This window comes from Nosocomiicoccus ampullae, from assembly GCF_001696685.1.
Taxonomy (GTDB): domain Bacteria; phylum Bacillota; class Bacilli; order Staphylococcales; family Salinicoccaceae; genus Nosocomiicoccus; species Nosocomiicoccus ampullae_A.
Map to the genome: position 1 here is coordinate 172,258 of NZ_MBFG01000001.1, position 13,409 is coordinate 185,666.

A 13,409-nucleotide genomic window follows, 5' to 3' on the forward strand; every position below is an offset into this window, starting at 1 on the left:
GGTGAAATTATGGCAATACGATATGAACACGTTCATACGTGTAAACAGTCTGGTGCACGTGCTGGGCGTTTACATACGCCACACGGCATTATTGAAACACCAATATTTATGCCTGTCGGGACACTCGCAACAGTAAAAGGGATGTCACCAGAAGAATTATTAGAAATGGGTAGTCAGATTATTTTATCAAATACATATCACTTATGGTTAAGACCAGGCAGTGATCTCGTACGAGAAGCGGGTGGGCTTCATAATTTTATGAACTGGCAAAAACCGATTTTAACAGACTCTGGTGGATTCCAAGTATTTAGTTTATCGAACATTCGTACAATCGAAGAAGAAGGCGTACACTTTAGAAGTCATTTAGACGGTTCAAAGTTATTTTTAACGCCTGAAAAGGCAATGGATATTCAGCACGATTTAGGTGCAGATATTATTATGTCATTTGATGAATGTGCACCAATTCCAGCAACTCGTGAATACGTTAAAGATTCGTTAGAACGTACGACACGATGGGCAGAGCGTGGGTTAAATTACCATGTGAAATCTGGAAACGATAAAAAACAAGCGTTATTTGGAATCGTTCAAGGTGGAGAATATAGCGATTTAAGAAAGCAAAGTGCGAGAGAAATTACGTCGTTAGATTTTCCTGGATATTCTATCGGCGGATTATCTGTCGGAGAACCAAAACCATTAATGTATGAAATGTTAGAAGAAACGGTCCCGTTATTACCGTTTGATAAGCCGAGATATTTAATGGGTGTTGGTTCACCAGATGCGTTATTTGAAGGAGTCATTCGTGGTATCGATATGTTTGACTGTGTATTACCGACACGAATCGCACGAAATGGTACGACGATGACGAGTCAAGGACGTCTCGTCGTTAAAAATCAAAAATATAGCCGTGATTTTAGTCCGCTCGATCCAAATTGTGATTGTTATACGTGCCGTAATTATACGCGTGCTTATATCAGGCACTTATTTAAAGCAAATGAAATGTTCGGTGCTAGACTTACGACTTATCATAACTTACATTTTCTGTTAAACTTGATGAGTGACGTTCGTCAAGCAATATTAAATGACAGTCTTTTAGATTTTAAAGAATATTTCTTTGAAACATACGGACTTAATAAAGAAAATGCTAAAAACTTTTAAGAGGAGGGAATCACGTGGATTTACTAGTAACTTTACTACCATTTATCGCAATTTTTGCTGTGATGTATTTTTTAATGATTCGTCCAGCACAAAAGCGTCAAAAACAAATTAATGAAATGCAAGCAGGTTTACAAAAAGGTGATGAAGTTGTAACAATCGGTGGCCTTACAGGTGTCGTTGAATCTTTCGATGCGAACTACATGTATTTAAAAGTCGATGAAGGCACAACTTTAAAATTTGAACGCCGTGCGTTACACCAAGTAACTAAGTAATTGAAAGTCGACAAATGTCGGCTTTTTTTAATTTATATTTAGTTTTAACCAAATTATCGTTATAATGTATATATTAATTTACATAACATAAAAAGGGTGACACTGTGAAAAAGAAACCAAGTAGAATTATAAGTATGTTACTCATCGTCGTACTTTTAGGTACAGCGATTGGGCTTACTTATAAAGACATAGTTAAAGACGTTAACTTAGGTTTAGACCTTCAAGGTGGATTTGAGGTACTTTACCAAGTTGAGCCACTAGAAAAAGACGATACGATTGAACAAAAAGATGTCGAAGCGACAGCTTCAACACTAGATTCACGTGTAAACGTACTCGGTGTATCTGAACCGAACATTCAAATAGAAGAAGGAAATCGTATCCGAGTACAACTTGCCGGAGTTGAAAACCAACAAGAAGCACGTGAGTTACTTTCAACGCAAGCAGAACTTACAATTCGTGACGTTGAAGATAATGTTTTACTATCCGGTAAAGATTTAGTACAAGGTGGGGCGAGTCAAGGGTATGACGATTTAAACCAACCGATCGTATCTTTAAAATTAAAAGATGCAAGTAAGTTCCATGAAATAACAAAAGAAATTTCTGAAAAACAGAAAGGAGCAAATCTTTTAGTTATTTGGATGGACTTTGAAGAAGGCGTCGACTCTTTCGTTGAAGAAGCCAAAAAAGAAGATTCTAAATATATTTCAGCAGCTTCAGTGGATAAACCAATTAACTCAACAGAAGTAATGATTTCTGGAGGGTTTGGTGATAAAGAAGGGTTACAACGTGCTCAAAACATTGCAGCATTACTAAACTCTGGTGCGTTACCTGTTAAGTTAACTGAAATTTATTCGACAAGTGTCGGCGCACAGTTTGGTGAAGAGGCGCTCGATAAAACTGTAACAGCAGGTTTAATTGGTGTCGCAATCGTACTCATTTATATGCTTATTTTCTATAGAGTACCAGGACTCATTGCGTCAGTTACACTCGTCGTGTACATTTACTTAACGCTCGTAATGTTTAACTTAATTAGCGGTGTGTTAACACTCCCTGGTATTGCAGCGTTAATATTAGGGGTCGGTATGGCCGTTGACGCAAATATTATTTTATATGAACGTATAAAAGAAGAAATACGAATCGGACGAAGTATTAAAGAATCGTATAAAAAAGGTGCGAATCAGTCATTATGGACAATTATTGACGCGAACTTAACGACGTTAATCGCTGCGATTATTTTATTCATATTCGGTACGTCTAGCGTTAAAGGATTCGCGACGATGCTCTTACTATCTATTTTAATGAGTTTCGTTACAGCAGTATTCTTAACTCGCGTACTGATGCGTTTACTCGTTTCATCTGGCTGGATGGACAACAAACCGCAGTTATTCGGTTTAAAGAAAAAGCATATCCATAACATTCGTGAAGGGGTAAATGTTCAAGAACTAACGACTGTTTGGGATGGACTAAAATTTGCAGAACATGCGAAGAAATTCTTCCTATTAAGTGGTCTCATTATCGTAGCAGGAATCGCTATTTTATCAATATATAGACTGAACCTCGGAATCGACTTTACGAGTGGTACACGTGCAGATATTGTCGCTGAGTCTAATACGACAGAACAGTCTGTAAGAGATGATTTAGTTGAACTTGGACTAGAGCCAGAAAGTTTAACGAAGTCAGGGGATAAGACAGTTGTTGCGCGCTACTCAAAAGATTTAGATAAAAACCAAATTGCAGAGTTACAATCATTCTTTGAAGAGAAGTACGGCGAAACTCCGATGACGAGTACAGTGAGTCCAGTCGTTGGACAAGAGCTCGTTAAAAACGCAATTAAAGCATTACTTATAGCGTCAGTTGCGATTATTATATACGTAACGATTCGTTTTGAATGGCGTATGGGATTACCGGCTGTTCTTGCGTTACTGCATGACGTATTTGTAATGATTGCGGTATTCAGTTTCTTTAGATTAGAAGTCGATATTACATTTATTGCCGCAGTACTAACAATCGTCGGTTACTCAATTAACGATACGATTGTTACGTTAGACCGTATTCGTGAAAACAATAAAAAGATGAAAGTATATCATAGTGAAGACGATATTAATCGCCTCATCAATACGTCATTAAGACAAACGATGACACGTTCATTAAACACAGTAATTACTGTAATCATCGTCGTTGTTTTCCTCGTATTTATGGGAAGCGAATCGATCTTTACGTTCTCAGTTGCGTTACTCGTTGGTTTAATTAGTGGTGTATACTCATCTCTATTTATCGCAATTCAATTATGGGGTGTTCTTAAAAAGAGACAACTTCGTAAAAATGGTGGTAAACTAGTTGTATACGAAGAAAAACGTAGTAATGATGATAAAGTATTAGTATAAAATAACGTCTAGGCAAATCGCCTAGACGTTTTTTAAAGGATGATTATATGTACGAGTCAACATATCATTGGATTTTAAATGAAAATGAATCGTCTATTACAGACGAACTTATCGAACGATATAAATTAAGTGAACTCAGTCAACATATTTTAGAAAATCGTGGGTTCACATCTGAAGATGATTTAAAGAAAATATTAGAACCAGAAACACATTCACCGTCACTCATATATGATATCGACAAAGCGACAGAGTTAATCCAGGAGCATGTTAACAATCAAAGTCGAATTTTAATATACGGGGACTATGATGCGGATGGAATTACGAGTACGACGATTCTTTATAAAGCGTTAAAAAAACGAAATATAAACGTGTATTTCTTTATCCCAAATCGTGTCGATCACGGTTATGGTTTAAATTACGATTTACTACAAGAAGAAGTCATCGGGAATTTTGACTTAGTAATTACAGTTGATAATGGGGTCACACATATTAAAGAAATTGAATTACTAAGAGAGAATGATATAGACGTCATCGTCATCGATCACCATGAATTTAGTGAGGAAATGCCAAATGCAGTTATCATTCACCCGAATCATCCAAATGGAAATTATCCATGTAACAACTTAGCCGGGGTCGGTATTACTTATAAAGTGATTGAAGCGCTAGGATACGTTGAAGATGAATTTATTGGCCTTGTTGCGATCGGAACGATTGCAGATATGGTGCCGATGTTTGATGAGAATCGATATTTTGTCATTCATGGGTTAGATTATTTAAACAGTCATACGAATATTGGTGTAAAAGCACTGTTGAATGCCGCGAAATCTTCAGGTGAAATTACCGAAGAGACGGTCGGTTTTACGATTGCACCGCGTTTAAATGCAACGGGTCGTATAGACGAAGCGAGTATATCAGTATCTCTCTTACTTTCAGAAAGTTATAGTGAAGCGGAAATGATAGCTACAGAAATAGAGATGTTAAATGATACTAGAAAGCAAATGGTTGAGGATACGTACGCTGAAGCGGTAGAGTTTTTAAATGCTGACGATAACATTCACGTCATTTACGGTGATTTATGGCATCCTGGTGTGTTAGGAATCGTTGCTTCTAAAATAGTTGAAGCATACGGTGTACCGGCAATTTTACTGACAAAAGATGAAGATGTATACACTGGAAGTGCGCGTTCAATTAATACGATAGAACTACTTCAAGAATTATCACATTTAAAAGTGTCTCATGTTGCACACGGACATAATCAAGCGTTTGGTATTAAAGTACCAATAGAATCCATGGACGATTTTAAAGATGAATTAACAGCGTACATGAACGACAAAGGATCTTCATCAAAACCGACTAGAGATGTTGATTTAAAGCTAACGAACAAGAACGTTACGACAGATGATATTAAGGCATTAAATGCATTGCGACCGTTTGGACATGGATTTTTAGCACCAACAGTCATGATAAGTGGCGCACGAATTGATTCGATTCGCCAGCTCGGAGTTGATAACAAGCATTTAAAAATGACGCTTTACGATTATAGTTTTGAAGTCATCGGATTTAACTACGGGGAATTATACAACGAGACATCTCAAGGCGAGAAAATTTACATGATTGGAACGCTCGGTATCAACGAGTTTAACGGTGTAGAAAAAGTTCAACTCGTATTAAATGACGCTGAAATTAAAGATATGCAGCTATTTGATATGCGTTCAAAAAACAATCAAAACTTTAAACGTATTAATAAAAAGAGTGATATTTTCTTTATCGCTGAAGATAAAGAAAAGCTCGGTGATAACTATTTCCATTACGGTGAGACGATTATTTATAACGTTGACCAAGTGATTTTTAGAGATTTGCCAATTTCTATACAAAATTTTGAAGCATCAGTGAAGCAATTAAAAACTTCAAAACTCGTCGCTATTTTTGATGATAAAGATAATTTATTCTTTAGTGGGATTCCTAAAGTTCAAACGATTGAACATGTGTATGAAACGATTATTAATGCTGAAAATGGTGCGATTGACTTAAAAAAATATGCACCACAATTTGCAAAAAAACATAATATTACTATGGATATGCTCGTCAAAGTATTAAATGTTTTAGATGATTTAAATCGTGTTAAATTAAATGAAGGCGTCATTTTTTACAATGAGGATTTAACGTCTGATCTCGTCGTCATCGAATCGAAATATTTTAAACAACTTAGTGAAAAGTTAAATGCGGAGACGATTTTAAAAATGTCCTCGAGACCAGAGTTAAAAACATATATTGAAACGCTAATAAACGAATAAAAACGATGTGTATACGTATGAATTATGTTAAAATAATAGTATTAAATGTAAAGGTGCGAGATTATTAAATGAATTTACGACAGTATGTTTCTGAAGTAGAAAACTGGCCAAAACCTGGCGTACAGTTTAAAGATATTACGACTATTATGGATAACGGTGAAGCATTTGGCTACGCGGTAGATCAAATTGCTAAATTCGCTGAAGATAAAGACGTCGATATTATCGTTGGACCGGAAGCACGAGGATTTATTATCGGATGTCCAGTTGCTTATAAGTTAGGTATTGGCTTTGCGCCAGTGCGTAAACCAAATAAGCTACCGAGAGAAACGATCTCTTATGAGTATGATTTAGAATACGGTACAAACACACTTGAAATTCATAAAGATGCAATTAAAAAAGGTCAACGTGTGTTAATTACAGACGATTTACTTGCTACTGGTGGAACGATTGAAGCAGCGATTCATCTTGTTGAAGAGCTCGGTGGTATCGTAGTCGGACTCGCGTTTTTAATCGAGTTAAACTATTTAAATGGTCGAGATAAAATTAAAGACTATGAAATTATCTCATTATTAGAATATAATGAATAATAATTATAGTGCCTGAGCAATCAGGCACTTTTACATAACAAGACTTTTAAAGGAAGTGAGATCATGAGTGATAAAGAATACCCATATATTGCTGAAGATGTATTTAATTTATGTAGTGCATATATGAATGATGATGAGTTAAATATGGTTAAAGATGCTTATGATCTTGCTGAAAAAGCTCATGATGGTCAATTTAGAAAAAATGGATTGCCGTATATTTTACATCCAGTCCAAGTTGCAGGAATTTTAGCAGAGTTAAAGCTCGATGTAGCGACGATTGTCGCAGGATTTTTACACGACGTTGTAGAAGATACGCCGTATACTCATGAAGATTTAGTAAATATGTTCAATGAAGAAGTTGCGGTAATTGTTGACGGTGTAACGAAGTTAGAAAAAGTAAAGTACCGTTCACTAGAAGAGCAACAAGCAGAAAACCATAGAAAATTGTTCGTTGCGATCGCAAAAGATGTTCGAGTAATTTTAGTAAAGCTCGCAGATAGACTGCACAATATGCGTACGTTAAAAGCGATGCCTGAGGAAAAGCAAATTCGAATTTCTAAAGAAACGCTTGAAATTTACGCACCGATTGCGAACCGACTCGGTATCTCGAGTATTAAATGGGAATTAGAAGATATCTCATTACGCTATATCGATCCAAGTGCATATTTTAGAATCGTTAGTTATATGAAAAAGAAACGTAGCGAACGTGAAGTTATCATTAACAAAGCGATTGAACAAATCGAAAGTGAATTATCAAAATCACATATCAAACATAGTTTATCTGGTCGCGCAAAACATATTTATAGTATTTACCGTAAAATGGAAGACCAACATAAACAATTTGACCAAATTTTTGATTTACTCGCTGTACGCGTACTCGTCGATGATATTAGAGACTGTTATGCAGTACTAGGTATTATCCATACGATTTGGAAACCGGTACCTGGTCGTTTTAAAGACTATATCGCAATGCCGAAACAAAATATGTACCAGTCACTACACACGACAGTTGTAGGCCCAAACGGGGATCCGCTTGAAATACAAATTCGAACGTTTGAAATGCACGAAATCGCAGAGCACGGGGTCGCTGCACACTGGGCATATAAAGAAGGTCAAAAGTTAAGTGCACCGACGAATAGCTGGGTAAAAGAGATTGTCGATAATGAATCGTCTTATACAGATGCTGAAGAATTTATGGATGCATTAAAGAGCGATATGTTATCTGATAAGATCTATGTATTTACACCAAATGGTGACGTCGTCGAGTTACCACAAGGTGCAGTGCCGATTGATTTTGCGTATTCTGTACACTCAGAAGTCGGAAATCAGATGGTCGGAGCAAAAGTAAACGGTAAAATTGTACCGATTGATTTTACGTTAAATACTGGTGATATCGTCGAAATTCGTACGAGCAAACAGTCATACGGACCAAGTTTAGACTGGTTAAATCTCGTAAAGTCATCGAGCTCTAAAAATAAAATACGAGCGTTCTTTAAAAAGCAAGACCGTGAACAAAACGTTGAAAAAGGTCGCCTACAAGTTGAAGAAGAAATTAAGTTAAACGGTTTTAAACTAGAAGAAGCGTTAACTGAAAAAACAGTCGCTCAAGTGTTAGAGCGATATAATTTAAATCAAATCGATGATCTATATGCAATGGTTGGATATGGTGGTGTGACACCACAGCAAATCGCGAACCGTTTGACGAGTCATTTAAAACAAAAAGATACGTCACCTGTTCTTGAAGTGGAACGTAAAAAAGACTTTAAACAAACGACTTCAGAGTCTGGTGTAATTGTTGAAGGATTAGACGGTATGCTCGTGAGCCTTGCAAAATGTTGTAACCCGGTTCCAGGAGATGACATCGTCGGTTATATAACAAAAGGTCACGGTGTAAAAGTTCACGTCAAAAGTTGTGCGAACATTCAAAATGAAACAGAACGTTTAATCGACGTTTCATGGGTCGGAAGTATCGAAGACAAAGCACGTTATAAAGTGAATTTAGAAATCCACGGATTCGATCGTAATGGTTTAGTCAATGAAATATTAAACCTCGTGTCAAGTGAGAAAGTTCCGATTACTCAAGTGAGTGGCCAAACGAATGCGAGTAACCATGCGAAAGTGAATATTTCGATCATGGTTCAATCTAAACCAGATTTACATCGTATCGTCGATAAAATTAAAAATTTAAAAGATATTTATAGTGTTGAGCGTGTGTTTAAATGAGGTGTTATAAGTGAAAGTCGTATTACAAAAAGTAAGTCATGCTTCAGTCATTACAAACGAGTTATATAATGAAATCCAAACGGGATATATGTTACTCGTCGGTGTGAGTGAGACATCTACGAAAGAAGATGCAAAAAAACTTGCTGAAAAGATTGTAAAGGCAAGAGTGTTTGAAGATAACGACGGAAAAATTAACTTGTCGATCAAAGATGTCGGAGGAGAGATTTTAAGTATTTCTCAGTTTACGTTATATGCAGATGTCAGAAAAGGAAACCGTCCATCGTTTGTCGGTGCTGCGAGTAAAGAGCATGCAAACGAGCTATATGAATACTTTAATGAGCAACTAAGAGAAGAAGGAGTGCTCGTTAAAACTGGATTTTTCGGTGAGCATATGGATGTTCGTTTAATAAATAGTGGACCGATTACAATCATATATGAATCCAAAGAAGGTAAGATTATTTAATGAATGGACTAAAGGCATTCTTAAAAAAGGTCGGCCAATTTTTAATTTGGTTTCTTAAAACAAAAAAGCATGTATATGTAAAACCGTTATTTATATTTGTAACGTCTTTATTATTTATTTTTTCATTTATTTACATCGTAAAATCATATGAACCAAAAAATAATTATCAAAATATAACAATTGATTTTACAGAAAAGAAATATGACTTTAAAGGAAAAACAATCGTCATTGACCCTGGACACGGTGGTACAGATCCAGGGGCACCGTCATATTATGGTGAAAACGAGGCAACGATTGTGTTATCCGTTGCGCTAAAGTTAGAAAAAGTGTTAAAACAATCGAATGCAAAAGTCGTGATGATTCGTAACTCGAATAAAACAGTAGAACTCGATGATCGTGAAGTCGAAGGAGATATTTTTATCTCACTTCATAGTGATGCGTTTGAATCTCCAGAACCTACTGGCTTTAAAACATTCTATACTCATGATAACCAAAAAGACTTAGCAACTGCTATGAATGAAGGTTTAGACCGTTACGCACTGTTACCGAATAATGGCGTTGAAGTTATGGGATATCAAGTAACAGAACAACTCGATTATCCTGCGACGTTAGTCGAACTCGGATTTTTAAGTAACGACGTTGATGATTATTTACTTAATACTGACGATTATCAAAATCGTTTAGTTAAAGGACTATTAGATGGCTTAGAAATATATCTTGAAGAGTAGATAAACATTTGACTATAAGTACGATATTAATTTATAATTTATTTAATCTAACTATAGAAGAAGTACGTTTAAAAATGAGCGAGCAGAGACGTCATGTTTGGTGAAAGTGACGCATTTTTAAAATGATACTGACACTTCTATGTACTAATAAAATAATTTTTAAAGAAGAGTAAACCATTACTAAATTAGGGTGGCACCACGATATATTCGTCCCTTATACCTTTAAGGTATAAGGGATATTTTTATGGAGGGAAATCTATGATACAAATACCACGCGGTACGCAAGATATTTTACCGAAAGATTCTTATAAGTGGCAGTTTATTGAAGACACACTTAAAGACGTTTGTGAAAAGTACAATTATCAAGAAATTAGAACGCCAATTTTTGAAAGTACGGATTTATTCGTAAGAGCTGTTGGGGATACGACAGATATCGTCAATAAAGAAATGTATACGTTTAAAGATAAAGGCGATAGAAGTATGACACTTCGTCCTGAAGGTACAGCACCGGTCGTACGTAGTTATATTGAAAACAAAATGTACGGCGACCCCAATCAACCGATTAAAGTCTTCTACAATCAGCCGATGTTCAGATACGAACGTCAACAAAAAGGGCGTTACAGACAGTTCGTTCAGTTCGGTGTAGAAGCAATCGGCGTTGAAGATCCGTTAATCGATGTTGAAATTTTAAGCATGCTCATGGCGTTTTACGAGTCATTTGGTTTAAAAGATTTAGAGCTACACATTAACTCAATTGGTGACTTTGATAGTCGTAAAGAGTATCAAAAAGCACTTCAAGAACATTTTAGACCGAGTATTGATGAGTTTTGTTCTGACTGTCAGTCACGAATCGATTCAAATCCAATGAGAATATTAGACTGTAAAAAAGATAAAAATCACCCGTTAATGGCGACAGCACCAAAAATCACTGATTACTTAAATGAAGAATCACTGTCGTATTACGAAAAAGTAAAATCTCAACTCGACAAAATCGGTATTAAATACGTCGAAGATCCGAATTTAGTTCGTGGACTCGACTATTACACACATACTGCATTTGAATTAATGAGTACTTCAGATGGTTTTGGTTCGATTACTACGCTCGCAGGTGGTGGTCGATATAACGGTTTAGTAGAAATGTTAGACGGTCCGAAAGAAACAGGTATCGGATTTGCTTTATCTATTGAACGATTACTACTTGCACTTGAAGCAGAAGGTATAGAGATTAAAAACCCTCACACGCTAGATTTATATGTTGTGACGATAGGGGAAGAAGCAAGAGACTATGCGAGCGTGTTATTATCACGGTTAAGAAAAAATAAATTGACTGTCGATATGGATTATAAAGCTCGTGGTGTCGGAGCTCAGTTTAGAGATGCAGACCGTAAAGGTGCGACTTATACAATTGTATTAGGTGAAAATGAACTTGAAACTGGTCAAGTCAAATTAAAACATATGGCAACAGGAGAAGAAGTCGAAACTTCAATTGAAAACTTAGGGGAGGCTATTAAATAATGAGTAGAACACTCGTATTAGAAACGTTAGAACAATTAAACGAAACTGTAACATTAAAAGGCTGGGTACAACGCCGTCGTGACTTAGGTGGGTTAATCTTTATCGACTTAAGAGATGCTTCAGGCGTCGTACAAGTTGTTTTTAATCAAGACAATCAAGAAGCAACAGAAATTGCAGACACACTACGCTCAGAGTACGTCATCGAAGTAACTGGTGAAGTCGTTAAACGTGACCCGTCGACAGTGAACGAAAACATTAAAACAGGTGAGTTAGAAGTCGTTGCAAATACACTTAAAGTGTTATCTAAAGCGCAAACTCCACCATTTCAAATTGAAGATGAAGACGTAAGTGAAGACGTCAGATTAAAATATCGTTACGTCGATTTAAAACGTCAACGTTTACAAGAAACATTAAGAACACGCCATAAAACTACTGCAGCAATTCGTGAATTTTTAAATGACGAATTTTTCGTAGATGTTGAAACACCGTTTTTATCTAAATCAACACCAGAAGGTGCACGTGACTATTTAGTACCGTCACGTATTCACCACGGTGAATTTTATGCATTACCACAGTCACCACAAATTTATAAGCAACTACTTATGTTAAGTGGTTTTGAAAGATATTATCAAATCGTAAAATGTTTCCGTGATGAGGACTTACGTCGTGATCGTCAACCAGAGTTTACTCAAGTGGATATCGAAAAATCATTCACTGACGTCGAAGATATGGTCGACCTAAACGAACGTTTATTAAAACACGTATTTAAGACAGTCAAAGGTTTAGACATTGAAACACCATTTGCACGCATGACATATGATGATGCGATGTTACGTTATGGTGTAGATAAGCCGGATACACGTTTTGATATGGAACTCGTAGAACTTAGCGAATTTAGTAAAAACGTCGACTTTAAAGTGTTTAAATCTACAGTTGAAAACGGTGGAATCGTTAAAGCAATCGTCGTTAAAAACAATGCAGACAAATACTCTAGAAAAGATATTGAGGCTCTTGAAGAGTATGTAAAATTATACGGGGCTAAAGGACTTGCTTGGTTAAAATATAACGACGAAGCATTCTCAGGTCCAATCGCTAAATTCTTTGACGATGAAAAACAAGCAGAATTAAAAGAACTATTAAACGTTGAAAACAATGACCTCATATTTTTCGGAGCAGATAAAGCATCTGTTGTAAATGCAAGTCTAGGTAACTTAAGAAATAAACTCGGTAAAGAGTTAGAGTTAATCGACGAAGATAAATACAACTTCGTATGGATTACAGATTGGCCATTATTTGAATACGATGAAGAGGAAGAACGCTTTGTTGCAGCACACCATCCGTTTACGTCACCAAAAGAAGAAGATATCGAGCTACTAGAAACAACACCAGAAAAAGTAAAAGCAAATGCTTATGACATCGTATTAAACGGTTATGAACTCGGTGGAGGGTCAATACGTATTTCTGATCCTGAACTTCAAGAGAAAATGTTCAAAGCACTTGGTTTCTCTGAAAAAGAAATGCACGATCAGTTTGGTTTCTTAATCGAAGCATTTAAATATGGAGCACCACCACATGGTGGTTTAGCATACGGATTAGATCGTCTTGTTATGTTACTAACAAAAACAGATAATATCCGTGACGTTATTGCATTCCCTAAAACAAGTAGTGCACAAGACTTAATGATGGATTCACCATCGTTTGTTTCAAACAGACAATTAAACGAATTACATCTTCAAATTAAACAAGAAGGTAAGTAATAAAAAATAAGCTTAGCAATTTGCTAAGCTT

The 13,409-nt window shown here is 36.1% G+C and carries 10 protein-coding genes; all 10 read left to right on the plus strand.

The genetic code is table 11. The annotated features are described in order from the left end of the window. Positions 1–6: 6 nt before the first annotated feature. The 10 genes from tgt to aspS all read left to right on the plus strand — a co-directional run bounded on the left by tgt (position 7) and on the right by aspS (position 13,378). Positions 7–1,155 (plus strand): tRNA guanosine(34) transglycosylase Tgt, encoded by a 1,149-nt coding sequence (tgt, locus tag BBS29_RS00845; RefSeq protein ID WP_068128160.1) that lies wholly within the window; start codon positions 7–9, stop codon positions 1,153–1,155. Positions 1,156–1,169: 14 nt separating this feature from the next. Then, positions 1,170–1,427, plus strand: a complete 258-nt coding sequence (gene yajC / locus BBS29_RS00850) for a preprotein translocase subunit YajC (protein ID WP_068128162.1) — start codon at positions 1,170–1,172, stop codon at positions 1,425–1,427. 104 nt (positions 1,428–1,531) lie between these two features. Then, positions 1,532–3,811 carry a protein translocase subunit SecDF gene (secDF, locus tag BBS29_RS00855; protein ID WP_083302103.1) on the plus strand — a complete coding sequence of 760 codons (2,280 nt, stop codon included), beginning with the start codon at positions 1,532–1,534 and terminating at the stop codon, positions 3,809–3,811. A 47-nt stretch (positions 3,812–3,858) separates the two neighbouring features. Continuing rightward, complete coding sequence (recJ, locus tag BBS29_RS00860; protein ID WP_068128166.1) at positions 3,859–6,105, plus strand: single-stranded-DNA-specific exonuclease RecJ; 2,247 nt, start codon at positions 3,859–3,861, stop codon at positions 6,103–6,105. Positions 6,106–6,173: 68 nt separating this feature from the next. Then, positions 6,174–6,692 (plus strand): adenine phosphoribosyltransferase, encoded by a 519-nt coding sequence (locus BBS29_RS00865; RefSeq protein ID WP_068128169.1) that lies wholly within the window; start codon positions 6,174–6,176, stop codon positions 6,690–6,692. Between the two features lie 63 nt (positions 6,693–6,755). Then, positions 6,756–8,915, plus strand: a complete 2,160-nt coding sequence (locus BBS29_RS00870; RefSeq protein WP_068128172.1) for a RelA/SpoT family protein — start codon at positions 6,756–6,758, stop codon at positions 8,913–8,915. 10 nt (positions 8,916–8,925) lie between these two features. Continuing rightward, entirely contained in the window at positions 8,926–9,378 is a 453-nt protein-coding gene (gene dtd, locus BBS29_RS00875) for a D-aminoacyl-tRNA deacylase (protein WP_068128175.1), read from the plus strand. Further along, a complete protein-coding gene (locus tag BBS29_RS00880; protein WP_068128179.1) occupies positions 9,378–10,106 on the plus strand; it encodes an N-acetylmuramoyl-L-alanine amidase family protein in 729 nt (242 codons plus the stop codon). The genes dtd and BBS29_RS00880 overlap by 1 nt, the downstream gene beginning before the upstream one ends. Before the next feature lie 258 nt (positions 10,107–10,364). Beyond that, positions 10,365–11,621, plus strand: a complete 1,257-nt coding sequence (gene hisS / locus BBS29_RS00885; RefSeq protein ID WP_068128181.1) for a histidine--tRNA ligase — start codon at positions 10,365–10,367, stop codon at positions 11,619–11,621. Beyond that, on the plus strand, positions 11,621–13,378 hold the full coding sequence (aspS, locus tag BBS29_RS00890) for an aspartate--tRNA ligase (RefSeq protein WP_068128185.1): 1,758 nt from the start codon (positions 11,621–11,623) through the stop codon (positions 13,376–13,378). Before hisS ends, aspS begins: the two co-directional genes overlap by 1 nt. The last annotated feature ends 31 nt before the right edge of the window (positions 13,379–13,409 follow it).

Excerpts from the sequence above, each read along its gene's own strand:
- recJ (WP_068128166.1), top strand. The coding sequence starts at position 3,859 with ATGTACGAGTCAACATATCATTGGATTTTAAATGAAAATGAATCGTCT.
- BBS29_RS00865 (WP_068128169.1), top strand. The coding sequence starts at position 6,174 with ATGAATTTACGACAGTATGTTTCTGAAGTAGAAAACTGGCCAAAACCT.
- BBS29_RS00870 (WP_068128172.1), top strand. The coding sequence starts at position 6,756 with ATGAGTGATAAAGAATACCCATATATTGCTGAAGATGTATTTAATTTA.
- BBS29_RS00880 (WP_068128179.1), top strand. The coding sequence starts at position 9,378 with ATGAATGGACTAAAGGCATTCTTAAAAAAGGTCGGCCAATTTTTAATT.
- hisS (WP_068128181.1), top strand. The coding sequence starts at position 10,365 with ATGATACAAATACCACGCGGTACGCAAGATATTTTACCGAAAGATTCT.
- aspS (WP_068128185.1), top strand. The coding sequence starts at position 11,621 with ATGAGTAGAACACTCGTATTAGAAACGTTAGAACAATTAAACGAAACT.